Here is a 21879-nt window from a genome sequence, read left to right on the forward strand (position 1 = left end):
CCTGCTATAGTCCTGGCAATCAGGTTTCAAAGAGCGAATCTGAAGGGGGCCTGTGAACCACTGTGACTGTCGCCTCCTGCCCAAAGCTGAAATTCACCGGGTTCTGCCACGAATTGGTTATCGCCATTATAGAAAGCCAAATTATCCCTGGTCAGCGTGAAGCGAACGGTCTGCGTTTCGCCTGCTTTAAGAGGAACACGTTTGAAGGCTCTCAACTCTCTAACCGGACGAACCCTTGAACTGACCGGATCGCACAGGTAAAGCTACACAACTTAGGTACCATCGATAAGACTGCTGTTGGTTACTTTACGCTTAGCGCTAAGTGTTTCTTTACCCTGGAGTACCGCAGAGGAGCATAGTCAAAGCTACTGTAAGAAATCTATAACCAAACGGGAACAGTGGATCTTTTCCGGCATCCAGACAGCAGGGCGTATTGCCCAGTGATTTCTGGCTTCCCCAACCGGAATGTTTTCCAGGTTAGCCAGTTGGTTTTCAGCCGGAGGTGGTTGTAATAGACGGGAATTTGCCCTATGTGGCGAACCAAGGTCACAGGCAGTTTGCCGCAGGGATTGGTTTGTCCCATGATTAAATCACACAGCGCCGACCCTCTCATCGTACCGGGATGAAAGCTGAGTAGTATCGGCATTAGGCAAATCTCTGCCAATCGTCAGCGGCGTGCCTGCCATCACCACCAGAATGACAGGCTTACCGATTTTCCTTACCTCCGCCAGCTGCTCGTTCTGGGCACCAACCCGATTCAGGTTGGCGAGTGAATGCGCCTCACCAGATAAAATCGCCTCCTCTCCGGGGAATATATCAGGGTGGCGTCGCCTGCTTCACAGCTTCAACAACTTTCCCGAAATGGTCAGTTGATTTGTCCCGCGAATGCGCAAGGCCTGGCTGGTAAAGCACGGTCAGATCCTTCATCTGCCGGGAAGCAGCCGGTGGAGTGACCACTGCCGCCTCATCGCCATCCCATGCTCAGGCGCCCATTTGTTCATTTGGTTTGTGCCAGGAGGCCGATGATGGCGAGTTTATTTATCGATTTAAGCGGCAGGGTATGATGTTCGTTCTTTAACATCACCGCGGACTGCTCTGCCGTTTGTTTAGCGCTGAACAGAGATGCGGGTTTCAGAAAAGCGTCTTTAGATGACTGTTGTGCGAAGAAAAGGTGAGCGAACAGCCCCATTTTGTATTTAATACGCAGGATGTTTCTCACCAGGTTATCCACTGCTGCTTTGAAAGGACGCAGACAGACATTGTGTAGCTGCCCCGCAGGGATATGAGTTGAGTTATAGTCTCGTCCATAACCAAACAATATTTCGCCGTCGCACCCAGTGCGCCTGTTCGTGAGAGATCGGTGGTCTCAAAACCGTTAATTATGGCGACACATCCGGCTGACCAGAAATGGGTCCTCACCAAAACTTTCGGCAATTCTGCCCCAGCGCGCATCTCTTGATGCATCAAGCATAGGAGCAAAAGTGATATGAATGCCGGAAGCGTTGGCTTCCTGAGCTGCAATGCGTGCCCCTTGCTCTATCAGGTCAGGATTGAATGTTGCTGTCAGACCTGAAGGGATTGAGAAGACGGCTTTGAACCCATGAATAACATCGCGCTCAAATAACAGTGGAATTTTGGCTGGTCTGTATTCGAGAGCAAGACGTTACATGGCATTAATTTTTCCCAGCCCGGCATACTCACAAGCACCCATAGGGTTAAGGACAGAGCCAGCCCTGCACTTCGTTTGAAAAGTAATTGACCGGATTCATCTGACCAATTTTTTCTGCCAGGGTCATTTTCTCAAACAGGGCGTCAACTTTAGCTTTAACCTCCTTATCGACTGGTTTTGCATGAACGTGCTGAGAAGACAGTGCAAGACTGAAGAGAAAAGGGTGCAACAGAAAAGATCATCCCGGCGGGTTGTTCCTGCGGATGTAGCGCACGTGAATTTCCTATTTCAACGAGTAATCCTGTTATTGGCTGAAAAGAGGCCAATATGGGGATAAATGAGTAATTGCGAGAAAGCTCATAGAAAGAAAAGTCGGCAAGATCTTGCGCGCCACACCCTACTTTACCGATTCATCAACAATAAGCTGATGAAGTACACAGATTACGATTGCGGCGGTGGGAACAATTCCTTAGAATGCTGCGTTCCTCATTTCAGAGGTTCAGATATCGGCTCGATATGAGCCGTTTATTTTTTCTACCCATATGCGAGATGCGGTGTTATAATCACGCGCCCTCAATAATGGGGCTTTTATACGACCTGAATCAGGTCCCGAAGTAGTAGTTGACATTAGCGGAGCACTAAAATGATCCAAGAACAGACTATGCTGAACGTCGCCGACAACTCCGGTGCACGTCGCGTAATGTGTATCAAGGTTCTGGGTGGCTCGCACCGTCGCTACGCAGGCGTAGGCGATATCATCAAAATTACCATCAAGGAAGCAATTCCTCGCGGTAAGGTTAAGAAGGGTGATGTGCTGAAGGCGGTAGTGGTGCGCACCAGGAAGGGTGTTCGTCGCCCGGACGGTTCTGTCATTCGCTTCGATGGCAATGCATGCGTTATTTTAAATAATAACAGCGAGCAGCCAATCGGAACGCGTATTTTTGGGCCGGTAACTCGTGAGCTTCGTACTGAAAAGTTCATGAAAATTATCTCTCTGGCACCAGAAGTACTCTAAGGAGCGAAAAATGGCAGCTAAAATCCGTCGCGATGACGAAGTTATCGTGCTGACCGGTAAAGATAAAGGTAAGCGCGGTAAAGTAAAAAATGTCCTGTCTTCTGGTAAGGTCATTGTTGAAGGCATTAACCTGGTAAAAAAACATCAGAAGCCGGTTCCGGCCCTGAACCAACCAGGTGGCATCGTTGAAAAAGAAGCTGCTATTCAGGTTTCCAACGTTGCGCTTTACAACACTGCCACTGGCAAGGCTGACCGTGTAGGCTTTAGATTCGAAGATGGCAAAAAAGTCCGCTTCTTCAAATCTAATAGCGAAACTATCAAGTAATTTGGAGTAGTACGATGGCGAAACTGCATGATTACTACAAAGACGAAGTAGTTAAAAAACTCATGACTGAGTTTAACTACAATTCTGTCATGCAAGTCCCTCGGGTCGAGAAGATCACCCTGAACATGGGTGTTGGTGAAGCGATCGCTGACAAGAAACTGCTGGATAACGCAGCAGCTGACTTAGCAGCCATCTCCGGTCAAAAACCGTTTATCACCAAAGCACGCAAATCAGTTGCAGGCTTCAAAATCCGTCAGGGCTATCCGATCGGCTGTAAAGTGACTCTGCGTGGCGAGCGCATGTGGGAGTTCTTTGAGCGTCTGATCTCTATTGCTGTACCGCGTATCCGTGACTTCCGTGGCCTGTCCGCAAAGTCATTTGATGGTCGTGGTAACTACAGCATGGGCGTTCGTGAGCAGATCATCTTCCCAGAAATCGATTATGACAAAGTCGATCGCGTTCGTGGTTTGGATATTACCATTACCACTACTGCGAAATCTGATGATGAAGGCCGTGCTCTGCTGGCTGCCTTTGACTTCCCTTTCCGCAAGTAAGGCAGGGTTACTTATGGCAAAGCAATCAATGAAAGCACGCGAAGTTGTTCGCGTAAAACTGGCCGAAAAATACCGCGCTAAACGCGAGGAACTTAAGGCTATTATCTCTAGCGTGAACTCATCCGACGAAGATCGTTGGAATGCCGTTCTGAAGCTGCAAACTCTGCCGCGTGATTCCAGCCCGTCTCGCCAGCGTAAACGCTGCCGCCAAACTGGCCGTCCACATGGTTATGTGGGCAAATTCGGGTTGAGCCGTATCAAGTTGCGTGAAGCCGCTATGCGCGGTGAAGTACCTGGCTTGAAAAAGGCTAGCTGGTAATTACCAATTGAATCACGGGAGTAAAGACAGATGAGCATGCAAGATCCGATCGCGGATATGCTGACCCGTATCCGTAACGGTCAGGCCGCGAACAAAGTTGCGGTCACCATGCCTTCCTCCAAGCTGAAAGTGGCAATTGCCAACGTGCTGAAGGAAGAAGGCTATATTGAAGAATTTAAAATTGAAGGCGACACCAAGCCAGAACTGGAACTGACTCTTAAGTATTTCCAGGGCAAGGCAGTGGTAGAAAGCATTCAGCGTGTAAGCCGTCCAGGTCTGCGTATCTATAAGCGTAAAGACGAACTGCCAAAAGTTATGGCTGGATTGGGTATTGCTGTTATTTCTACCTCCAAAGGTGTAATGACCGATCGTGCAGCGCGCCAGGCTGGTCTTGGTGGCGAAATTATCTGCTACGTAGCTTAACGGAGGAAAGAATGTCTCGTGTTGCTAAAGCACCTGTCGTCATTCCTGCCGGCGTAGAGGTAAAACTCAACGGTCAGGTTATTTCGATTAAAGGTAAAAACGGCGAGCTGACTCTTACTGTCAACGCTGCTGTAGAAGTTAAGTATGCTGACAATATGCTGACTTTCGCTCCACGCGAAGGGTTTGCTGATGGTTGGGCACAGGCTGGTACTTCTCGTGCACTGTTGAACAGTATGGTTATCGGTGTTACCGAAGGCTTCACTAAGAAGCTGCAGCTGGTTGGTGTAGGTTATCGTGCAGCTGTTAAAGGCAACTCTGTGAGTCTGGCCCTCGGCTTTTCTCACCCGGTTGAGCATGCGCTGCCAGCGGGGATCACTGCTGAATGTCCAACGCAGACTGAAATCGTGCTGAAAGGCGCCGATAAACAGCTGATTGGTCAGGTTGCAGCCGATCTGCGCGCCTACCGTCGTCCTGAGCCTTATAAAGGCAAGGGTGTTCGTTACGCCGACGAAGTCGTGCGTACCAAAGAGGCTAAGAAGAAGTAAGGTAACACTATGGATAAGAAATCTGCTCGTATCCGTCGTGCGACCCGCGCACGCCGCAAGCTCAAAGAGCTGGGTGCAACTCGCCTGGTGGTACATCGTACCCCGCGTCATATTTACGCACAGGTAATTGCTCCTAACGGTTCTGAAGTTCTGGTTGCTGCTTCTACAGTAGAAAAAGCAATCAGTGAGCAACTGAAGTACACAGGAAACAAAGACGCCGCCGCAGCTGTTGGTAAAGCGGTCGCTGAGCGCGCAATCGAAAAAGGCATCACTGGTGTTTCTTTCGACCGTTCTGGTTTCCAATATCATGGTCGTGTCCAGGCACTGGCAGATGCTGCCCGTGAAGCTGGCCTACAGTTCTAAGGTAGAGGTGTAAGATGGCACACATCGAAAAACAAGCTGGCGAACTGCAGGAAAAGCTGATCGCGGTAAATCGCGTATCGAAAACCGTTAAAGGTGGTCGTATCTTCTCCTTCACTGCGCTGACAGTAGTAGGTGACGGTAACGGTCGCATCGGTTTTGGTTACGGTAAAGCGCGTGAAGTTCCGGCAGCGATCCAGAAAGCGATGGAAAAAGCTCGTCGCAATATGATTAACGTCGCGCTGAACAACGGTACCCTGCAGCACCCTGTTAAAGGTGTGCACACAGGTTCTCGTGTGTTCATGCAGCCGGCTTCTGAAGGTACCGGTATCATCGCCGGCGGTGCAATGCGCGCCGTTCTGGAAGTCGCTGGGGTTCATAACGTTCTGGCTAAAGCCTACGGTTCCACTAACCCGATCAACGTGGTTCGTGCAACGCTGGATGGCCTGGCCAATATGAATTCCCCAGAAATGGTCGCTGCCAAGCGTGGCAAATCCGTTGAAGACATTCTGGGGTAATGACCATGGCTAAGACTATTAAGATTACACAAACCCGCAGCTCAATCGGGCGTTTGCCGAAACACAAGGCAACGCTGCTTGGCTTAGGGTTACGTCGTATTAACCACACCGTAGAGCGTGAAGATACGCCAGCTGTACGCGGTATGGTTAACGCGATTTCCTATATGGTTAAAGTGGAGGAGTAACAGATGCGTTTAAATACTCTGTCTCCGGCCGAAGGGTCTAAGCACGCGACTAAACGTCTGGGTCGTGGTATTGGTTCTGGCCTCGGTAAAACCGGTGGTCGTGGTCACAAAGGTCAGAACTCTCGTTCTGGCGGTGGCGTACGTCGCGGGTTCGAAGGTGGCCAGATGCCTCTGTACCGTCGTCTGCCGAAATTTGGTTTCAACTCTCGCAAAGCTGCAGTCACTGCCGAAGTGCGTCTGTCTGACCTGGCGAAAGTTGAAGGCGGTATCGTCGACCTGAACACGCTGAAAGCGGCCAATATTATCGGTATTCAGATTGAATTCGCTAAAGTTATTCTGTCTGGCGAAGTCTCTGCTCCGGTAACGGTTCGCGGTCTGCGTGTCACTAAAGGCGCTCGTGCTGCAATCGAAGCTGCTGGCGGTAAAATTGAGGAATAAGTAGCAGATGGCTAAGCAACCGGGATTAGATTTTCAAAGTGCCAAGGGTGGTTTTGGCGAACTGAAACGCAGACTTTTGTTTGTTATTGGTGCGCTGATTGTTTTCCGCATTGGTTCTTTTATTCCAATCCCTGGTATTGATGCCACTGTACTTGCCAAACTGCTTGAGCAACAGCGTGGCACCATCATTGAAATGTTTAACATGTTCTCTGGTGGTGCGCTGAGCCGTGCTTCTATCTTTGCCCTGGGTATTATGCCGTACATTTCGGCTTCTATTATTATCCAGCTGCTGACGGTGGTTCATCCCGCGTTAGCGGAAATAAAGAAAGAAGGGGAGGCTGGCCGTCGTAAGATTAGCCAGTACACCCGTTACGGTACTCTGGTATTGGGTATTTTTCAGTCTATCGGTATCGCTACCGGTTTACCGAATATGCCTGGAATGCAGGGTCTGGTATTAAACCCAGGCTTTGCCTTCTACTTTACCGCTGTTGTCAGCCTGGTCACCGGGACCATGTTCCTGATGTGGTTGGGTGAGCAGATTACTGAGCGAGGTATCGGTAACGGTATCTCAATCATTATCTTCGCGGGTATTGTTGCGGGTCTGCCGCCGGCCATTGGCCATACCATCGAGCAAGCGCGGCAAGGCGACCTGCACTTCCTCCTGTTACTGTTGGTTGCAGTTCTCGTATTTGCAGTGACCTTCTTCGTTGTTTTCGTTGAGCGTGGTCAACGCCGCATTGTGGTGAACTATGCCAAACGTCAGCAAGGCCGTCGTGTCTATGCTGCACAGAGCACACATTTACCGCTGAAAGTAAATATGGCAGGGGTTATCCCGGCAATCTTTGCTTCCAGTATCATTCTGTTCCCGGCGACCATCGCATCATGGTTCGGGGGCGGTACCGGTTGGAACTGGCTGACGACTATTTCAATGTATTTGCAGCCCGGACAACCGCTTTATGTGTTACTCTATGCGACTGCAATCATCTTCTTCTGTTTCTTCTACACGGCGTTGGTTTTCAACCCGCGTGAAACAGCAGATAACCTGAAGAAGTCTGGTGCATTTGTACCAGGTATTCGTCCGGGAGAACAGACGGCGAAGTATATCGATAAAGTAATGACCCGCCTGACTTTAGTTGGTGCGCTGTACATTACCTTTATCTGCCTGATCCCGGAGTTCATGCGTGATGCGATGAAAGTTCCATTCTACTTCGGCGGTACCTCACTGCTGATCGTAGTCGTTGTCATCATGGACTTTATGGCTCAAGTGCAAACTCTGATGATGTCCAGTCAGTATGAGTCTGCATTGAAGAAAGCAAACCTGAAAGGCTACGGCCGGTAATCAGGCGCTTGAGAAGTTACGGAGAGTAAAAATGAAAGTTCGTGCTTCCGTCAAGAAATTATGTCGTAACTGCAAAATCGTCCGTCGTGATGGTGTCGTACGTGTGATTTGCAGCGCCGAGCCTAAGCATAAACAGCGCCAGGGCTAATATTTTTCTTGCAAAGTCGGGTTGAGCTGGCTAGATTAGCCAGCCAATCTTTTGTATGTCTGTGCGTTTCCATTTGAGTATCCTGAAAACGGGCTTTTCGGCATGGGACGCATAAGTAATTAAATAGGAGTGCATAGTGGCCCGTATAGCAGGCATTAACATTCCTGATCATAAGCATACCGTAATCGCATTAACTGCTATTTTCGGTATCGGCAAGACCCGTTCACAGGCTATCTGTGCATCAACGGGTATCGCTGAAAATGTTAAGATCAGTGAGCTGTCTGAAGAACAAATCGACATTCTGCGTGACGCAGTTGCAAAGTTTGTTGTTGAAGGCGATCTGCGTCGTGAAGTCACCCTGAGTATCAAGCGTCTTATGGACCTTGGTTGCTATCGTGGTTTACGTCATCGTCGTGGTCTTCCAGTGCGCGGTCAGCGTACCAAGACCAACGCACGTACCCGCAAGGGTCCGCGTAAACCGATCAAGAAATAATCGGGGTGATTGAATAATGGCAAAGGCACCAGTTCGTGCACGTAAGCGTGTAAGAAAGCAAGTCTCTGATGGCGTGGCTCATGTCCATGCATCTTTCAACAACACCATCGTAACTATTACCGATCGTCAGGGTAATGCGCTGGGTTGGGCAACAGCCGGTGGTTCCGGTTTCCGTGGTTCTCGTAAATCTACGCCGTTCGCTGCACAGGTTGCTGCTGAACGTTGCGCAGACGCCGTGAAAGAATACGGTATTAAGAACCTGGAAGTTATGGTTAAGGGTCCGGGTCCAGGCCGCGAATCAACGATTCGTGCTCTGAACGCTGCTGGTTTCCGCATCACGAATATTACTGATGTGACTCCGATCCCTCACAACGGTTGTCGTCCGCCGAAAAAACGTCGCGTATAACGCCCGTTTTTTAGGAATGTTGGAGAAAGAAAATGGCAAGATATTTGGGTCCTAAGCTCAAGCTGAGCCGTCGCGAAGGTACAGACCTCTTCCTGAAGTCTGGCGTTCGCGCGATTGATACCAAGTGTAAGATTGAACAAGCTCCTGGCCAGCACGGTGCGCGTAAACCGCGTCTGTCTGACTATGGCGTACAGTTACGTGAAAAGCAAAAAGTTCGTCGTATGTACGGTGTGCTGGAGCGTCAGTTCCGTAACTATTATAAAGAAGCTGCACGTCTGAAAGGCAACACCGGTGAAAACCTGTTAGCTCTGCTGGAAGGTCGTCTGGATAACGTCGTTTATCGTATGGGCTTTGGTGCCACTCGTGCAGAAGCACGTCAGCTGGTGAGCCACAAATCTATTCTGGTAAATGGTCGCGTTGTTAGCATCGCTTCTTATCAGGTAACTCCGAATGACGTTGTTAGCATTCGTGAGAAAGCCAAAAAGCAGTCTCGCGTGAAAGCCGCTCTGGAGCTGGCTGAACAGCGTGAAAAGCCAACCTGGCTGGAAGTTGATGCAACTAAGATGGAAGGTGTGTTCAAGCGTAATCCTGAACGTACCGATCTGTCTGCGGACATTAACGAACACCTGATCGTCGAGCTTTACTCCAAGTAAAGCTTAGTACCAAAGAGAGGACACAATGCAGGGTTCTGTGACAGAGTTTCTAAAACCGCGCCTGGTAGATATCGAGCAAGTGAGTTCGACGCACGCCAAGGTGACCCTTGAGCCTTTAGAGCGTGGCTTTGGCCATACTCTTGGTAACGCACTGCGCCGTATTCTGCTTTCATCAATGCCGGGTTGCGCGGTGACCGAGGTTGAAATTGATGGTGTACTGCATGAGTACAGCACCAAAGAGGGTGTACAGGAAGATATCCTGGAAATCCTGCTCAACCTGAAAGGTTTGGCGGTAAGAGTTCAGGGGAAAGACGAAGTTATTCTTACTCTGAATAAATCTGGCATTGGCCCTGTGACTGCAGCCGATATCACCCATGATGGTGATGTTGAAATCGTCAAGCCGCAGCACCTGATCTGCCACCTGACCGATGAGAACGCAGCTATCAGCATGCGTATCAAAGTTCAGCGTGGTCGTGGTTATGTGCCGGCTTCTGCCCGAATTCATTCGGAAGAAGATGAGCGCCCGATCGGTCGTCTGTTGGTCGACGCCTGCTATAGCCCTGTAGAGCGTATTGCCTACAATGTTGAAGCAGCGCGTGTAGAACAGCGTACTGACCTGGACAAGCTGGTCATCGAAATGGAAACCAACGGCACTATCGATCCTGAAGAAGCGATCCGCCGTGCGGCTACTATCCTGGCAGAACAACTTGAAGCTTTCGTTGATTTACGTGATGTACGTCAGCCGGAAGTGAAAGAAGAGAAACCAGAATTCGATCCGATCCTGCTGCGCCCTGTTGACGATCTGGAATTGACTGTCCGCTCTGCTAACTGCCTTAAGGCAGAAGCTATCCACTACATCGGTGATCTGGTACAGCGTACTGAGGTTGAGCTGCTTAAAACGCCTAACCTCGGCAAAAAATCTCTTACTGAGATTAAAGACGTGCTGGCTTCTCGTGGTTTGTCTCTGGGCATGCGCCTGGAAAACTGGCCGCCCGCAAGCATTGCTGATGAATAACCCGATCACAGGTTAAGGTTTCACTGAGAAGGATAAGGTCATGCGCCATCGTAAGAGTGGTCGTCAACTGAACCGCAACAGCAGCCATCGTCAGGCTATGTTCCGCAACATGGCTGGCTCTCTGGTTCGTCATGAGATCATCAAGACGACCCTGCCAAAAGCGAAAGAGCTGCGTCGTGTAGTTGAGCCGCTGATTACTCTTGCCAAGACCGACAGCGTAGCTAATCGTCGTCTGGCATTCGCCCGTACTCGTGATAACGAGATCGTGGCAAAACTGTTTAACGAGCTGGGCCCGCGTTTCGCGAGCCGTGCCGGTGGATACACTCGCATTCTGAAGTGTGGCTTCCGCGCTGGTGACAACGCTCCGATGGCTTACATCGAGCTGGTTGATCGTCCAGAAGCTCAAGCAGAAGCAGCAGAGTAATCTGTTGCCGTTTGGAAAAACCGGGCTTTGCCCGGTTTTTTTATCTCCGAAATTCCGCTCTTATCCTCTTCACGCTATCCTGTTTACTTTTATCCCCTCCAAGAGGTCGCGCTATGTGGCTTATTGACCAACTGGCAGAACAGCATATTTCTGAGGCACAGAAAAACGGTGAATTCGATAACCTGCCCGGCAGCGGAAGAAAGCTGGAGCTGGATGATGACAGTCATGTTCCTGAGGCGCTGCGTGCCGCTTACCGGCTAATGAAAAACGCCGGCTTTCTTCCTCCTGAACTTGAGATACGGCGCGAAGCGATTGAGCTGCACGAGCTGCTGGCCGGTATCGATCCTCATGATGAGCAGTTTGCTCAGCAATCAAAGCGCCTGACCCTGTTGACCATTAAGTTACGACAGGCCGGAATGAGCCCCAACTTTTTGCAGGGCGGATATGCTTCTCGCCTGCACCAGCGTTTTCGCGGAGAAGAATAATGTACAAGATTGGCCAGCTGGCTAAACTCGCAGGCGTCACCCCAGACACCATCCGTTACTATGAAAAGCAGCAGATGATGGATCATGAAATTCGCACTGAAGGTGGTTTTCGTCTTTACAGTGACAATGACCTGCAGCGGCTTAAATTTATCCGTTATGGCAGACAGCTGGGATTTAGCCTGGAGGCTATCCGTGAACTCCTGTCAATTCGGGTCGATCCCGAACATCATACCTGCCAGGAGTCGAAAACCATTGTTCAGACCAGGCTGCTGGAAGTGGAGGGCATGATTGCTGAGTTGCAGCATATGCAGCGTTCGCTACAGAGGCTGAATGATGCCTGTTGCGGTACGGCCCACAGCAGCGTTTACTGTTCTATTCTGGAATCTCTGGAAAAAGGTGCGCTTGCTTCTGCAGCAGATTGATCTTTGGCAGGTTCAGTTCTGTATTCATCGCAACCATCAATCACAGGAAACTATCATGTCAGGTTATCAACACAAGAAAGGTCTTATTCGGGATAATGCAATCGAAGCTCTGCTGCACGATCCGCTTTTCAAGCCAGAACAGAAGTTAATCAGAAAGGCAAAGAGCGTTACCGGCGAAAAGATAAACATCTCGGTAAGGGCAACCGGGAGGCCAGTGGTAAAGACAGCTTTACCACTGGCTTTCATTTAAATCTGCAAACGAAATAGCTTTTGCTGATTAATACTCTGCACAGACAGTTGCTGAAATAATAGGTGTGAAATTGAGGTTAGCTCTTTTGCTGCTGTTTCAGCAAATCACGGATTTCAGTTAATAATATCTCTTCTGCAGTTGGTTTTGGGGCTGGCTTTTCTACTTCTTTACGCTTGTAAAGCTTGTTCATAAGCTTGATTGCCATAAAAATGGCAAAAGCGACAATCACGAAATCAAAAATGGTTTGAATGAATACGCCATATTGCATTACCACGGCAGGCGTAGTGCCTTCCGCAGGCTTCAATACCCAACTAAACGATTTAAAATCCACGCCACCGATTAACAGGCCTAGTGGTGGCATAATAATATTTGCGACAAGTGAAGAGACAATCTTACCAAATGCAGCACCAATTATGACGCCAACGGCAAGATCGACAACATTACCGCGCATCGCAAAATCACGAAACTCTTTGAATAAACTCATGGTTCTTTCCTGTCCTTTGCAAATTGTTAAGTCTAACAAAGGACATGGTTTTTGCCATTTCAATTGTTAATAAATCTGTCCTTTAGCCTACACAGCGCCTTATGCGGTACAGTCAGAGGAAGAAAGGGCTTGGCTGGAACAGACGTTCTACATCAGGCACAAACTTCTTATCTGTCAGAAACATAATTACATGGTCGCCCTGCTCAATACGTAAATTGTTGTTGGCTATAAGTACTTCATCACCACGGACTACCGCACCAATAATAGTCCCGGGAGGAAGTTTAATATTATCGATCTGCCTGCCGACCACCCGTGAAGTTGTTTCGTCACCATGAGCAATAGCTTCAATGGCCTCCGCGACTCCGCGGCGTAATGAGGAAACGCCCACAATGTCTGCTTTACGTACATGACTTAACAATGCTGAAATAGTGGCCTGCTGTGGTGAAATAGCGATGTCAATTACGCTGCCCTGAACAAGATCAACATAGGCTTTGCGTTGGATCAGAACCATCGCTTTCTTTGCACCCATTTTCTTTGCCAGCATTGCAGACATGATATTTGCTTCATCATCATTAGTGATGGCAATAAACAGATCAATCTGATCGATGTGCTCTTCGGCAAGAAGTTCCTGATCGGAAGCATCGCCATAAAATACGATAGTGTTCTGCAATACCTGAGCTAATTCGGTGGCACGTTGCTGGTCACGCTCAATTAACTTCACGCTGTAGCTTTTCTCCAGCCGCTGTGCCAGGCCCGAACCAATGTTACCACCGCCGACGATCATGATGCGTTTGTAGGGTTTCTCCAGACGCTGATATTCACTCATCACCGCTCTGATGTGCTGGCTTGCCGCGATAAAGAATACTTCATCACCGGCTTCAACGATGGTGGATCCCTGTGGGCGAATGGGCCGATCCTGGCGGAAAATTGCAGCAACACGGGTATCAATATGCGGCATATGTTCACGCATAATCGAAAGGGGGTTACCGACCAGGGGACCGCCATAATAAGCTTTAACCACCGCGAGACTGACTTTACCCTCGGCGAAGTTGACCACCTGCAACGCACCGGGATATTCGATCAGACGGTAAATGTTATCGATAACCAGCTGCTCAGGAGAGATCAGATGATCAATCGGTACGGCTTCAGGAATAAACAGCTTCCCGGCATCACGGATATAATCAGACGCCCTGATGCGGGCGATGCGGTTAGGAGTATTAAATAAAGAATAAGCAACCTGGCAGGCGACCATATTCGTTTCATCCGAACTGGTCACAGCAACCAACATATCTGCGTCTTCTGCTCCAGCTTCGCGTAATACTCTGGGATGAGAACCATGTCCCTGGACTACCCGCAGATCGAATTTATCCTGAAGCTGGCGCAAACGCACACCATTCGAATCAACGATTGTTATATCGTTGTTTTCACCAACGAGGTTTTCTGCCAGCGTACCGCCCACCTGGCCTGCTCCAAGAATGATTATTTTCATTTTGCTTCCGTCTGCTTTGTGAGGATCAGAAGGTACCAAACCAACCTGAGCATTTAGTTTTTACACAGCCTGGCATAATAGAAGCCATCCCCGTCAATCGGATTGGGAAATATCTGCAAGCCTGGTTGTTCGGCGCTACCGGTCTCCTGCAATTGCGCATCACTGTGACGTTCCAGAAAGGCAGCGATCTGCAAATGATTCTCTTCCGGCAAAACTGAGCAAGTTGCGTACAGTAAGGTACCTCCAGGTTTCAGGTATGGCCAGATAGCGTCAAGAATACGACGTTGGAGATTGGCCAATTCTACAATGTCCTGGTCACGGCGCAGCCATTTAATATCAGGATGGCGGCGGATTACCCCAGTTGCAGAGCAGGGTGCATCCAGCAGGATGCGGTCAAACCGGGCGTCACCGCACCACTCTTCAGGCGTACAGCCGTCACCAAGTTTTACATCGGCGGTCATATTGAGACGCTGAAGATTTTCACCGATCCGTGCCAGGCGCTGGGCGTCGATATCCACTGCCATCACGTGTGCCTGAGGGGCAGCTTCCAGAATGTGGGTTGTTTTACCACCAGGAGCCGCGCATAAATCGAGGACAGATTCGTTATTCTGAGGAGAAAGCAGAGCCACGCAGCCCTGGGCTGAAGCATCCTGCACCGTCACCCAGCCACGATCAAAGCCGGGTAGTTGGCTTACCGCACAAGGGGTTTCCAGCCGCAAGGCATCAGGATGGCCGGGATGGGGTTGTGCACTTTTTCCTTCTGCTTTCAGCAGCTCCAGCCAGGCATCGCGGGTATGATGCTGGCGATTCACGCGTAGCCACATTGGTGGACGTTGATTGTTGGCATCAACAATGCCAGGCCACTGTTGTGGCCAGGCACGTTTAAGGCGAGCAAGCAGCCATTTGGGATGCAGGTACTTCTGATCGCCTTCGTTCATTGCCTGCATCAGTGCTTCCTGCTTACGCTGGAACTGCCGCAGTACGCCGTTAATCAAACCTTTCAACTGCGGGCGCTTAAGGGCAATGGCACCTTCCACCGTTTCAGCCAGTGCCGCATGGGCCGGAATACGGGTGAACATCAGTTGATATAAGCCCACCATGATCAGGAAGTGGATCGAGCGCTGCTTACCGGTCATCGGCCGCGCCATCAGCTGGTTGATGATCCATTCCAACTGGGGCAGAGTGCGGAGAACGCCATAGCAAAGCTCCTGCAGCAGGGCAGCGTCTTTATCCACCAGAGTCTTCTGTGCGGTGGGCAGCACGTTGCTCAGCGACTGTCCCTGTTCGACCACTTTCTCAATAGTCTGGGCAGCCAGAGCGCGCAAGTTGGTATTTTTTTTCATTGAGCTATCGCAAGTCAAAAGTCACCCGGCATCACGCCGGGCAAAATATCAGGCAAGAATATTGCCGGGGGTGAACCAGTCACGGCGGGAGTTGAGCAGATCCTGGGCTTGCATGGCTTTTTTGCCTGCTGGCTGCAGCTCTTCAAGTACCAGCACACCATTCGACGTTGCGACCTGAATACCGTGCCTGTCAGCTTGCACGATTTCACCCGGTTTGCTGTCGACATGGGGCTGAACAGAGGCCTTCCAGACCTTGACTGGCTGATCTTCAACGGTGAAATAGCTTACCGGCCACGGGTTAAAAGCGCGGACGCAGCGTTCAAGCTGAGCAGCGGAAAGCGTCCAGTCGATCTTCGCTTCCTCTTTATTGAGTTTTTCCGCGTAGCTGACCAGTGCATCATCCTGCACTTCAGGTTTTGCCGTGTCGGCCGAAAGCTGCTCAAGCGTTGCCAGCATGCCTGCCGGGCCCAACCTGGCCAGCTTGTTATATAGAGAGGCGCTGGTGTCTTCCGGTTCTATCGGGCAGGCCAGTTTGTGCAGCATGTCGCCGGTATCCAGACCAACATCCATCTGCATGATGGTTACGCCGGTTTCGCTGTCGCCCGCCCAGAGTGAACGCTGGATCGGCGCGGCACCGCGCCATTTCGGCAGCAGGGAACCATGCACATTGATGCAGCCCAGACGAGGCATAGCCAGCACCGGAGCAGGGAGGATCAAGCCGTAAGCGACTACCACCATCACATCGGCATTCAGGCGGGCAATCAGCTGTTGATTCTCTTCCGGGCGCAAAGATTTAGGCTGAAAGACGGGAATGTTGTGCTGCTCTGCCAGCTGCTTGACCGGGCTTGACGTCAACTTGTTCCCGCGACCGGCGGGGCGGTCTGGCTGGGTGAAAACCCCTACCACGTTGTGGCTGGATGACAACAGCGCGTCCAGATGACGCGCTGCAAAGTCAGGGGTGCCGGCAAAGATAATATTTAGGTCGGACACGCTGTTCCCTTATTTAGAGGCTTATCAGTCCCTGGCATTCTGGCGATAGAGCTTTTCCAGCTTCTGACGAATACGCTGACGCTTCATTGGTGAGAGGTAATCAATAAAGAGTTTACCGACCAGATGATCCATCTCATGCTGAATACATATGGCGAGCAGGCCATCTGCTTCCAGTTCGAAGCTGTTACCTTCGCGGTTCAGCGCACGGATTTTCACTTTTTCGGCGCGTGGCACCAGTGCACGCTGTTCAGGGATAGAGAGGCAGCCTTCTTCAATACCTGTTTCGCCGCTTTTTTCCAGCATTTCAGGGTTGATCAGGACCAGACGCTGGTCGCGATTTTCAGACACGTCAATCACGATAATACGCTGATGAATATCGACCTGTGTTGCCGCAAGTCCGATGCCTTCTTCGGCGTACATGGTCTCAAACATATCATCAACGATATGCTGAATTTCTGCATTTACTTCTTTTACGGCTTTCGCAACGATGCGCAGACGATCGTCAGGAAAATGTAATACCGACAAAACTGACATAACTTTCCAGATCTGTGTTCAGGGGATGAAATATTTATATTCCTCATTGTAGACATTTCGGTCTGTGATTGACAGCATTCCTGCTATGCAAGGGAAAGCTATCATAAGGATTTGGTTATGACGTCAGCAGAGATCTGGTTGCGTTTGTCTGTGGTCAGGGGATTAAAAGCACATCAGTATTTACAGATTGTTGATGTTTGTCATCAGCCAGGTATGGCGGTTAAGGATGCGCTGAAATTAGCGGGATTAAACGCTGAACAGAGTAAATCCTTCTTGCAATATGATGATGCAGTCATCCAGATGACCCTTGAATGGCTTGAAGGCTCACAGCATCATTTACTGAACTTTAACAGTCGCTATTATCCGCAACGTCTCCGAGCCGTTATTGATCATCCGAGGCTCCTTTTTGTAGAGGGCGATCCTGAGTTATTGTTGACCCCGCAAATTGCCATTGTCGGTAGCCGGAATTGTTCTCACTATGGCCGTAACTGGGGGACCTTTTTTGCGCAGGCTCTCGCACTAAACGGTATCACGATTACCAGCGGTCTGGCAGCAGGCATTGACGGTGTTGCTCATCGTGGTGCGTTGGAGGTAGGTGGAAAAACCCTGGCAGTTTTGGGCAGCGGCTTAAACCATATTTACCCAAGACAACACCGTTCATTAGCCAGAGACATTTTTGCCAGCGGCGGAGCGATAATTTCAGAGTTTCCTTTATCAGCGCCGCCACTGGCAAGAAATTTTCCGCATCGCAACCGGATCATTAGCGGTCTTAGCCTGGGTATTTTGGTGGTAGAAGCGGCGTTAAAAAGTGGTTCGCTGGTGACCGCCAGACTGGCACTGGAGCAGAATCGTGATGTTTACGCCGTACCCGGTGCAATTGGTAATCCGGGAAGTGAAGGTACCCACTGGCTTATCCAACAGGGAGCATTACTCACAGCGCATCCCAACACTATTCTTGAACAGCTGCAAAGCGATCTTCAATGGCTTCCTGTTTTGCAAAGATCAGCAATATATTCTGTCAGCGAGGGCAATACTTCATTGCCATTTCCTGATGTGTTGGCTAACGTAGGAGATGAGGTTACACCTGTTGACGTCGTCGCTGAACGTGCCGGCCAATCTGTGCCAGCCATCGTAGCTAAGCTGCTTGAGTTGGAGTTAGCAGGTTGGATCGCAGCTGTACCCGGCGGCTATGTCCGATTGAGGAGGGCAAGCCATGTTCGACGTACTAATGTACTTGTTTGAAACGTATATCCATAACGAAGCAGAAATGCGAGTTGATCAAAATAAATTGACTGATGACTTAACCGATGCCGGTTTTCATCGTGAAGATATTTATAATGCGTTGAACTGGTTGGAAAAACTGGCAGATTATCAGGACGGACTTGTTGCTCCGATTCTGCTGGCGACCGATCCACTATCCATGCGGATCTACACTGAGGAAGAGTGCCAGCGTTTAGATGCTAATTGTCGTGGTTTTATTCTGTTCCTGGAGCAAATTCAGGTGCTGAATCTGGAAACCCGTGAGATGGTCATCGAACGTATTATGGCCCTGGATACCCTTGAGTTTGATCTGGAAGATCTCAAATGGGTTGTGTTGATGGTGCTGTTCAATATCCCCGGATGTGAAAACGCCTATCAGCAAATGGAAGAGCTTCTTTTCGACGTCAATGAAGGAATAGTGCACTGAAGAGTCCCTTCGTGTAATAAAGCATATGAATAAAACAGCGCTTTTCGCTGTGCGAAAAAATGAACCCTGCCCCCAGTGCGGGGCAGAAATGGTTATTCGCTCCGGGAAACACGGCGCTTTTCTTGGATGCTCAAACTATCCCGAGTGTGATTATATTCGGCCACTTAAAAACCAGACCGATGGCCATATCGTTAAGGTTCTGGAAGACCAGCACTGTCCTGAGTGTCTCGCTGAGCTGGTTTTGCGCCAGGGACGCTATGGCATGTTTATTGCGTGCAGCAATTATCCCGACTGTGAACATACGGAGCTCATCGACAAGCCTGATGAAACCACGCTTTTCTGTCCGCAGTGTGAGAAGGGCAAACTTGTGCAGCGTCGTTCACGTTATGGCAAAAATTTTCACGCCTGCGATCGCTATCCTGACTGCCAGTTTGCTGTCAATTTCACGCCGATCGAGGGTGAGTGTGAGTTTTGCCATTTCCCCCTATTGATCGAGAAAAAAACGGCGCGCGGAGCCAGGCGTTTTTGCGCCAGCAAGGCCTGCGGTAAGCCAGTAACAGCAGGAAACAGCAGTGAAGAATGAGTGCTTACCAGGTTCCCTGGACTATTGTGTGGCGCAGATCGAGCAGGGGGCTGTTGTCGCCTATCCTACCGAGGCTGTTTTTGGACTGGGATGCGATCCTGATAACGAATCAGCCGTGATGGCACTGCTGGCATTAAAGCAGCGCCCGATGGCTAAAGGGCTGATCCTGATTGCCGCCGATTATCAGCAGCTGCAGCCCTATCTCGACGATGCTCAGCTTTCTGAGCAGCAAAAAGAGCGCATGTTTGCCTGCTGGCCGGGGCCGGTGACCTGGGTAGTGCCCGCTCTTGCAACCACTCCCCGCTGGTTGACCGGGCAGTTTACTTCTCTGGCCGTCCGGGTCAGCGACCATCCTGATGTCCGGCAGCTTTGTCAGGCCGTCAACAAGCCGCTGGTTTCAACCAGCGCGAATCTGACCACTTTACCTCCCTGCCGGACCGCGGCAGAAGTTCACCAGCAGTTTGGGGAAGCCTTCCCTGTTTTGCTGGCAGAAACAGGAGGGCGCACCAACCCGTCAGAAATTCGCGATGCTTTAACCGGTGAACTCATTCGCAAGGGATAACCATAATGACTCAACAATTTGCGGTGTTCGGTAATCCGATCGGCCATAGCAAATCGCCGCGGATCCATCAGCTGTTTGCCGAACAGATGGGGATTGCCCATCCTTATGACAGAGTCTGTGCACCGGTCGACGCTTTTGCCCGGTCTGTTGCCGGGTTTTTTGCTCAGGGTGGAGGCGGTGCCAATGTAACATTACCTTTCAAAGAACAGGCTTACGAGCTGGTTGATGAACTGACCCCGCGTGCATCAATAGCTGGTGCCGTGAACACGGTGAAGAAGCTTGAAGATGGTCGTCTGTTGGGTGATAACACGGATGGTATTGGTCTGTTGACGGATCTTCAGAGACTGAAACTGATCAAACCCAGCGATCGGATCCTGCTGGTGGGGGCCGGTGGCGCAGCGCGCGGTGTGATCCTGCCATTATTGTCTTTCGGTTGTTCCCTGACGATCACCAACCGAACCCCTCATAAGGCTCAACTACTGGCGGATGTTTTTCAGCAGGCCGGAGGGATCCATGCCCGCGAGATGGATCGGCTGGAGGGAGAGCACTTTGATTTGATCATCAATGCGACATCCAGCGGTGTGGGCGGGGATATACCTGCGTTGCCTGCAACACTCATCGGCCAGCATTCCCGTTGCTACGATATGTTTTATCAGGCCGGCCCCACACCGTTCCTCCGCTGGTGCAGCCAGCAAGGGGCTACGCAGCTGGCCGATGGTCTGGGAATGCTGGTGGGGCAGGCTGCTCACTCTTTCTGTTTATGGCATGGCCAGCTTCCTGATATCACCCCGGTAATTGCGCTCCTTAAAGAAGAACTCAGCGCGTGAATCAGGCAATTCAGTTCTCCGATCGGGAAGAGTGGGTCGAGGCGATCGGCGCGGTCTGTTTTCCCGCACTGGTAAACGGTTTTCAGGTCACCTGTGTTATCAGCGGCAAATCATTGCTTCGCCGTTTTGACGGAGAAGGAGCGATGCTGGATTTGTTCCGCCAGCATCGTTGGGATCTGGAAGAGGAAGCTGAAGCGGTGATTAAAGCAGGTCAGGAAGACGAGCAGGGGCGGTTCTGGCTTTCCTGAGCCAGATAGTCATTCTTCCAGCCAACATAATTGTTTGCTGAATAGAGCAAGCCGCTGATCTCCTCTTCTGTCAGCGGACGTACCTGTTTTACCGGGCTACCTAAATAGAGATAGCCGCTTGCCAGGCGTTTGCCCGGTGGGACCAGGCTACCGGCACCAATCATCACGTCATCTTCTACTATCACCCCATCCAGCAGAATTGATCCCATCCCGACCAGTACGCGATTACCGATCTTACAACCATGCAGCATGGCCTTGTGTCCGATAGTGACATCCTCACCGACGATCAGCGGATTGCCGTCAGGATTAGCCACCGATTTATGTGTCACATGAAGGACACTACCATCCTGAATATTGCTACGTTTGCCAATGATCACCTGGTTCACATCGCCGCGAATGGCAACCAACGGCCAGATGTTCACGTCGTCATCCAACCGGACATCGCCTACCACCACGCTGGAGGCATCTATCATCACCCGCTGACCTTGTTGCGGATATGTATCTTTATAAGGGCGTAAATTCCCGGACATAACTACCTCTTTTTTATGAAACACGATCCCTGAAGCGTAGTGCCGGAAGGGATTGGCGATCAATATCTGCCGCGAAAGATGCGGTAATTTTGTGCGGATCGTCTGAGATCTCAGCGTAAAGAGTGAAAATACAGCAACCGAATGGAAAGATCGAAAAAAGGCTTGTGCTCTGAAAACGGATCCCTATAATGCGCCTCCATCGATACGGAACAACGGCTTACCGGCCGCCGGGTTGAGAGGTTCAGAAAGCTGAATCTGCAGAGGAAAAATTCTCAAAAAGAAGTTGACTCTGAAAGAGGGAAGCGTAATATACGCCACCTCGCGACAGGCAGTTATGTCCGGTCGCACCGCTCTTTAACAATTTATCAGACAATCTGTGTGGGCACTCGCAGGATTGATATCCGCGCCGCAAGGCGCAAAAAAAAATATCAAGTCTTAAGAGTGAACACGTAATTCATTACGACGTTTTCCTTGAGCATCGCTTCACAGTTCTTTAATGAACGGTGAAGCAAATCAAACTTTAAATTGAAGAGTTTGATCATGGCTCAGATTGAACGCTGGCGGCAGGCCTAACACATGCAAGTCGAACGGTAGCGGGAAGAAGCTTGCTTCTTTG

34 protein-coding genes, 1 rRNA gene and 2 pseudogenes are annotated in these 21879 nt (G+C 50.3%); 27 read left to right on the plus strand and 10 right to left on the minus strand.

Features of this window, described 5'->3' with window-relative positions:
- Positions 1–26: 26 nt before the first annotated feature.
- From EB241_RS21990 to EB241_RS22000, 4 genes and pseudogenes are all read right to left on the minus strand, one after another.
- Complete coding sequence (locus EB241_RS21990; RefSeq protein ID WP_199737358.1) at positions 27–257, minus strand: fibronectin type III-like domain-contianing protein; 231 nt, start codon at positions 255–257, stop codon at positions 27–29.
- Between the two features lie 122 nt (positions 258–379).
- Complete coding sequence (locus EB241_RS21995; RefSeq protein WP_199737356.1) at positions 380–646, minus strand: glycoside hydrolase family 3 C-terminal domain-containing protein; 267 nt, start codon at positions 644–646, stop codon at positions 380–382.
- A 351-nt stretch (positions 647–997) separates the two neighbouring features.
- Positions 998–1219 (minus strand): hypothetical protein, encoded by a 222-nt coding sequence (locus tag EB241_RS21145; protein WP_199737357.1) that lies wholly within the window; start codon positions 1217–1219, stop codon positions 998–1000.
- A gap of 156 nt (positions 1220–1375) precedes the next feature.
- Positions 1376–1636 (minus strand): annotated as a pseudogene (locus tag EB241_RS22000) (glycoside hydrolase family 3 N-terminal domain-containing protein); the annotation flags it as partial.
- Positions 1637–2312: 676 nt separating this feature from the next.
- Here EB241_RS22000 and rplN point away from each other — a divergent pair.
- The 20 genes and pseudogenes from rplN (at position 2313) to EB241_RS13180 (ending at position 12003) form a co-directional block, all read left to right on the plus strand.
- Positions 2313–2684, plus strand: coding sequence for a 50S ribosomal protein L14 (gene rplN, locus EB241_RS13085; RefSeq protein ID WP_004160583.1), 372 nt, complete (start codon positions 2313–2315; stop codon positions 2682–2684).
- Positions 2685–2694: 10 nt separating this feature from the next.
- On the plus strand, positions 2695–3009 hold the full coding sequence (gene rplX / locus EB241_RS13090; protein ID WP_020322770.1) for a 50S ribosomal protein L24: 315 nt from the start codon (positions 2695–2697) through the stop codon (positions 3007–3009).
- A 14-nt stretch (positions 3010–3023) separates the two neighbouring features.
- Positions 3024–3563, plus strand: a complete 540-nt coding sequence (gene rplE / locus EB241_RS13095; protein WP_024966584.1) for a 50S ribosomal protein L5 — start codon at positions 3024–3026, stop codon at positions 3561–3563.
- Between the two features lie 13 nt (positions 3564–3576).
- Positions 3577–3882, plus strand: coding sequence for a 30S ribosomal protein S14 (gene rpsN / locus EB241_RS13100; RefSeq protein WP_124233598.1), 306 nt, complete (start codon positions 3577–3579; stop codon positions 3880–3882).
- A 30-nt stretch (positions 3883–3912) separates the two neighbouring features.
- The gene (rpsH, locus tag EB241_RS13105; RefSeq protein ID WP_020322766.1) at positions 3913–4305 is read left to right on the plus strand and encodes a 30S ribosomal protein S8; all 393 of its coding nucleotides are present in this window, start codon (positions 3913–3915) and stop codon (positions 4303–4305) included.
- Between the two features lie 11 nt (positions 4306–4316).
- The gene (gene rplF / locus EB241_RS13110) at positions 4317–4850 is read left to right on the plus strand and encodes a 50S ribosomal protein L6 (RefSeq protein ID WP_124233599.1); all 534 of its coding nucleotides are present in this window, start codon (positions 4317–4319) and stop codon (positions 4848–4850) included.
- 9 nt (positions 4851–4859) lie between these two features.
- A complete protein-coding gene (gene rplR / locus EB241_RS13115; protein WP_004160572.1) occupies positions 4860–5213 on the plus strand; it encodes a 50S ribosomal protein L18 in 354 nt (117 codons plus the stop codon).
- 14 nt (positions 5214–5227) lie between these two features.
- Positions 5228–5728, plus strand: coding sequence for a 30S ribosomal protein S5 (rpsE, locus tag EB241_RS13120; protein WP_004160571.1), 501 nt, complete (start codon positions 5228–5230; stop codon positions 5726–5728).
- A gap of 5 nt (positions 5729–5733) precedes the next feature.
- Positions 5734–5913, plus strand: a complete 180-nt coding sequence (rpmD, locus tag EB241_RS13125; protein WP_004160569.1) for a 50S ribosomal protein L30 — start codon at positions 5734–5736, stop codon at positions 5911–5913.
- Between the two features lie 3 nt (positions 5914–5916).
- Entirely contained in the window at positions 5917–6351 is a 435-nt protein-coding gene (gene rplO / locus EB241_RS13130; protein ID WP_124233600.1) for a 50S ribosomal protein L15, read from the plus strand.
- A gap of 7 nt (positions 6352–6358) precedes the next feature.
- On the plus strand, positions 6359–7690 hold the full coding sequence (secY, locus tag EB241_RS13135; RefSeq protein WP_124233601.1) for a preprotein translocase subunit SecY: 1332 nt from the start codon (positions 6359–6361) through the stop codon (positions 7688–7690).
- Between the two features lie 31 nt (positions 7691–7721).
- On the plus strand, positions 7722–7838 hold the full coding sequence (rpmJ, locus tag EB241_RS13140) for a 50S ribosomal protein L36 (protein ID WP_020322760.1): 117 nt from the start codon (positions 7722–7724) through the stop codon (positions 7836–7838).
- A 136-nt stretch (positions 7839–7974) separates the two neighbouring features.
- Positions 7975–8331: a 30S ribosomal protein S13 gene (rpsM, locus tag EB241_RS13145; protein ID WP_048917626.1), complete on the plus strand. Its 357-nt coding sequence runs from the start codon at positions 7975–7977 to the stop codon at positions 8329–8331.
- Positions 8332–8347: 16 nt separating this feature from the next.
- Positions 8348–8737, plus strand: coding sequence for a 30S ribosomal protein S11 (gene rpsK / locus EB241_RS13150; protein ID WP_034899652.1), 390 nt, complete (start codon positions 8348–8350; stop codon positions 8735–8737).
- A 32-nt stretch (positions 8738–8769) separates the two neighbouring features.
- Positions 8770–9390, plus strand: a complete 621-nt coding sequence (gene rpsD, locus EB241_RS13155; RefSeq protein WP_124233602.1) for a 30S ribosomal protein S4 — start codon at positions 8770–8772, stop codon at positions 9388–9390.
- A gap of 25 nt (positions 9391–9415) precedes the next feature.
- On the plus strand, positions 9416–10405 hold the full coding sequence (locus tag EB241_RS13160; RefSeq protein ID WP_056232411.1) for a DNA-directed RNA polymerase subunit alpha: 990 nt from the start codon (positions 9416–9418) through the stop codon (positions 10403–10405).
- A 40-nt stretch (positions 10406–10445) separates the two neighbouring features.
- Positions 10446–10829 (plus strand): 50S ribosomal protein L17, encoded by a 384-nt coding sequence (gene rplQ / locus EB241_RS13165; RefSeq protein ID WP_120458461.1) that lies wholly within the window; start codon positions 10446–10448, stop codon positions 10827–10829.
- Between the two features lie 113 nt (positions 10830–10942).
- Positions 10943–11314 (plus strand): DnaJ family domain-containing protein, encoded by a 372-nt coding sequence (locus EB241_RS13170; protein WP_124233603.1) that lies wholly within the window; start codon positions 10943–10945, stop codon positions 11312–11314.
- On the plus strand, positions 11314–11736 hold the full coding sequence (zntR, locus tag EB241_RS13175) for a Zn(2+)-responsive transcriptional regulator (RefSeq protein WP_124233604.1): 423 nt from the start codon (positions 11314–11316) through the stop codon (positions 11734–11736). The genes EB241_RS13170 and zntR overlap by 1 nt, the downstream gene beginning before the upstream one ends.
- Before the next feature lie 55 nt (positions 11737–11791).
- Positions 11792–12003, plus strand: a pseudogene (locus EB241_RS13180) (alternative ribosome-rescue factor A).
- A 59-nt stretch (positions 12004–12062) separates the two neighbouring features.
- Here EB241_RS13180 and mscL read toward each other — a convergent pair.
- The 5 genes from mscL to def all read right to left on the minus strand — a co-directional run bounded on the left by mscL (position 12063) and on the right by def (position 16826).
- The gene (gene mscL, locus EB241_RS13185) at positions 12063–12470 is read right to left on the minus strand and encodes a large-conductance mechanosensitive channel protein MscL (protein ID WP_124233605.1); all 408 of its coding nucleotides are present in this window, start codon (positions 12468–12470) and stop codon (positions 12063–12065) included.
- A gap of 112 nt (positions 12471–12582) precedes the next feature.
- Positions 12583–13959, minus strand: a complete 1377-nt coding sequence (gene trkA, locus EB241_RS13190) for a Trk system potassium transporter TrkA (RefSeq protein WP_124233606.1) — start codon at positions 13957–13959, stop codon at positions 12583–12585.
- Positions 13960–14012: 53 nt separating this feature from the next.
- Positions 14013–15302 carry a 16S rRNA (cytosine(967)-C(5))-methyltransferase RsmB gene (rsmB, locus tag EB241_RS13195; protein ID WP_124233607.1) on the minus strand — a complete coding sequence of 430 codons (1290 nt, stop codon included), beginning with the start codon at positions 15300–15302 and terminating at the stop codon, positions 14013–14015.
- Between the two features lie 48 nt (positions 15303–15350).
- Positions 15351–16292, minus strand: a complete 942-nt coding sequence (gene fmt, locus EB241_RS13200; RefSeq protein ID WP_124233608.1) for a methionyl-tRNA formyltransferase — start codon at positions 16290–16292, stop codon at positions 15351–15353.
- A gap of 24 nt (positions 16293–16316) precedes the next feature.
- On the minus strand, positions 16317–16826 hold the full coding sequence (def, locus tag EB241_RS13205; protein ID WP_124233609.1) for a peptide deformylase: 510 nt from the start codon (positions 16824–16826) through the stop codon (positions 16317–16319).
- Between the two features lie 117 nt (positions 16827–16943).
- Here def and dprA point away from each other — a divergent pair, with 117 nt between their 5' ends.
- From dprA to EB241_RS13235, 6 genes are read left to right on the plus strand one after another with little or no spacing between them, the layout of a single operon-like run.
- On the plus strand, positions 16944–18068 hold the full coding sequence (gene dprA / locus EB241_RS13210; protein ID WP_124233610.1) for a DNA-protecting protein DprA: 1125 nt from the start codon (positions 16944–16946) through the stop codon (positions 18066–18068).
- Positions 18040–18513 carry a DUF494 family protein Smg gene (smg, locus tag EB241_RS13215; protein ID WP_124233611.1) on the plus strand — a complete coding sequence of 158 codons (474 nt, stop codon included), beginning with the start codon at positions 18040–18042 and terminating at the stop codon, positions 18511–18513. The genes dprA and smg overlap by 29 nt, the downstream gene beginning before the upstream one ends.
- Positions 18514–18538: 25 nt before the next feature.
- Positions 18539–19096 (plus strand): DNA topoisomerase family protein, encoded by a 558-nt coding sequence (locus tag EB241_RS13220; RefSeq protein ID WP_124233612.1) that lies wholly within the window; start codon positions 18539–18541, stop codon positions 19094–19096.
- On the plus strand, positions 19086–19658 hold the full coding sequence (gene tsaC, locus EB241_RS13225; RefSeq protein ID WP_124233613.1) for an L-threonylcarbamoyladenylate synthase type 1 TsaC: 573 nt from the start codon (positions 19086–19088) through the stop codon (positions 19656–19658). Before EB241_RS13220 ends, tsaC begins: the two co-directional genes overlap by 11 nt.
- A gap of 5 nt (positions 19659–19663) precedes the next feature.
- Complete coding sequence (aroE, locus tag EB241_RS13230; RefSeq protein WP_124233614.1) at positions 19664–20485, plus strand: shikimate dehydrogenase; 822 nt, start codon at positions 19664–19666, stop codon at positions 20483–20485.
- The gene (locus tag EB241_RS13235; RefSeq protein WP_124233615.1) at positions 20482–20733 is read left to right on the plus strand and encodes a DUF1488 family protein; all 252 of its coding nucleotides are present in this window, start codon (positions 20482–20484) and stop codon (positions 20731–20733) included. Before aroE ends, EB241_RS13235 begins: the two co-directional genes overlap by 4 nt.
- On the opposite strand, the gene EB241_RS13240 is transcribed toward EB241_RS13235, so the two are convergent.
- Complete coding sequence (locus EB241_RS13240; protein WP_124233616.1) at positions 20697–21263, minus strand: gamma carbonic anhydrase family protein; 567 nt, start codon at positions 21261–21263, stop codon at positions 20697–20699. The two genes, EB241_RS13235 and EB241_RS13240, sit on opposite strands and share 37 nt — an antisense overlap.
- A 522-nt stretch (positions 21264–21785) precedes the next feature.
- On the opposite strand from EB241_RS13240, the gene EB241_RS13245 reads away from it, so the two are divergent.
- Positions 21786–21879: ribosomal RNA gene (locus tag EB241_RS13245) — 16S ribosomal RNA — on the plus strand; the annotation flags it as partial.

Origin of the sequence: Erwinia psidii, assembly GCF_003846135.1 — a bacterium.
GTDB classification, from domain to species: Bacteria; Pseudomonadota; Gammaproteobacteria; order Enterobacterales; family Enterobacteriaceae; genus Erwinia; species Erwinia psidii.

Excerpts from the sequence above, each read along its gene's own strand:
- def (WP_124233609.1), bottom strand. The coding sequence starts at position 16,826 with ATGTCAGTTTTGTCGGTATTACATTTTCCTGACGATCGTCTGCGCATC.
- smg (WP_124233611.1), top strand. The coding sequence starts at position 18,040 with ATGTTCGACGTACTAATGTACTTGTTTGAAACGTATATCCATAACGAA.
- EB241_RS13240 (WP_124233616.1), bottom strand. The coding sequence starts at position 21,263 with ATGTCCGGGAATTTACGCCCTTATAAAGATACATATCCGCAACAAGGT.
- rpsE (WP_004160571.1), top strand. The coding sequence starts at position 5,228 with ATGGCACACATCGAAAAACAAGCTGGCGAACTGCAGGAAAAGCTGATC.
- rpsD (WP_124233602.1), top strand. The coding sequence starts at position 8,770 with ATGGCAAGATATTTGGGTCCTAAGCTCAAGCTGAGCCGTCGCGAAGGT.
- rpsK (WP_034899652.1), top strand. The coding sequence starts at position 8,348 with ATGGCAAAGGCACCAGTTCGTGCACGTAAGCGTGTAAGAAAGCAAGTC.
- rplO (WP_124233600.1), top strand. The coding sequence starts at position 5,917 with ATGCGTTTAAATACTCTGTCTCCGGCCGAAGGGTCTAAGCACGCGACT.
- zntR (WP_124233604.1), top strand. The coding sequence starts at position 11,314 with ATGTACAAGATTGGCCAGCTGGCTAAACTCGCAGGCGTCACCCCAGAC.
- rplN (WP_004160583.1), top strand. The coding sequence starts at position 2,313 with ATGATCCAAGAACAGACTATGCTGAACGTCGCCGACAACTCCGGTGCA.
- rpsN (WP_124233598.1), top strand. The coding sequence starts at position 3,577 with ATGGCAAAGCAATCAATGAAAGCACGCGAAGTTGTTCGCGTAAAACTG.
- rplE (WP_024966584.1), top strand. The coding sequence starts at position 3,024 with ATGGCGAAACTGCATGATTACTACAAAGACGAAGTAGTTAAAAAACTC.
- rpmD (WP_004160569.1), top strand. The coding sequence starts at position 5,734 with ATGGCTAAGACTATTAAGATTACACAAACCCGCAGCTCAATCGGGCGT.
- rplF (WP_124233599.1), top strand. The coding sequence starts at position 4,317 with ATGTCTCGTGTTGCTAAAGCACCTGTCGTCATTCCTGCCGGCGTAGAG.
- rplQ (WP_120458461.1), top strand. The coding sequence starts at position 10,446 with ATGCGCCATCGTAAGAGTGGTCGTCAACTGAACCGCAACAGCAGCCAT.
- EB241_RS13160 (WP_056232411.1), top strand. The coding sequence starts at position 9,416 with ATGCAGGGTTCTGTGACAGAGTTTCTAAAACCGCGCCTGGTAGATATC.
- rpsH (WP_020322766.1), top strand. The coding sequence starts at position 3,913 with ATGAGCATGCAAGATCCGATCGCGGATATGCTGACCCGTATCCGTAAC.
- mscL (WP_124233605.1), bottom strand. The coding sequence starts at position 12,470 with ATGAGTTTATTCAAAGAGTTTCGTGATTTTGCGATGCGCGGTAATGTT.
- EB241_RS21995 (WP_199737356.1), bottom strand. The coding sequence starts at position 646 with ATGCCGATACTACTCAGCTTTCATCCCGGTACGATGAGAGGGTCGGCG.
- EB241_RS13170 (WP_124233603.1), top strand. The coding sequence starts at position 10,943 with ATGTGGCTTATTGACCAACTGGCAGAACAGCATATTTCTGAGGCACAG.
- EB241_RS13220 (WP_124233612.1), top strand. The coding sequence starts at position 18,539 with ATGAATAAAACAGCGCTTTTCGCTGTGCGAAAAAATGAACCCTGCCCC.
- rplX (WP_020322770.1), top strand. The coding sequence starts at position 2,695 with ATGGCAGCTAAAATCCGTCGCGATGACGAAGTTATCGTGCTGACCGGT.
- rplR (WP_004160572.1), top strand. The coding sequence starts at position 4,860 with ATGGATAAGAAATCTGCTCGTATCCGTCGTGCGACCCGCGCACGCCGC.
- trkA (WP_124233606.1), bottom strand. The coding sequence starts at position 13,959 with ATGAAAATAATCATTCTTGGAGCAGGCCAGGTGGGCGGTACGCTGGCA.
- rsmB (WP_124233607.1), bottom strand. The coding sequence starts at position 15,302 with ATGAAAAAAAATACCAACTTGCGCGCTCTGGCTGCCCAGACTATTGAG.
- secY (WP_124233601.1), top strand. The coding sequence starts at position 6,359 with ATGGCTAAGCAACCGGGATTAGATTTTCAAAGTGCCAAGGGTGGTTTT.
- aroE (WP_124233614.1), top strand. The coding sequence starts at position 19,664 with ATGACTCAACAATTTGCGGTGTTCGGTAATCCGATCGGCCATAGCAAA.
- dprA (WP_124233610.1), top strand. The coding sequence starts at position 16,944 with ATGACGTCAGCAGAGATCTGGTTGCGTTTGTCTGTGGTCAGGGGATTA.
- rpmJ (WP_020322760.1), top strand. The coding sequence starts at position 7,722 with ATGAAAGTTCGTGCTTCCGTCAAGAAATTATGTCGTAACTGCAAAATC.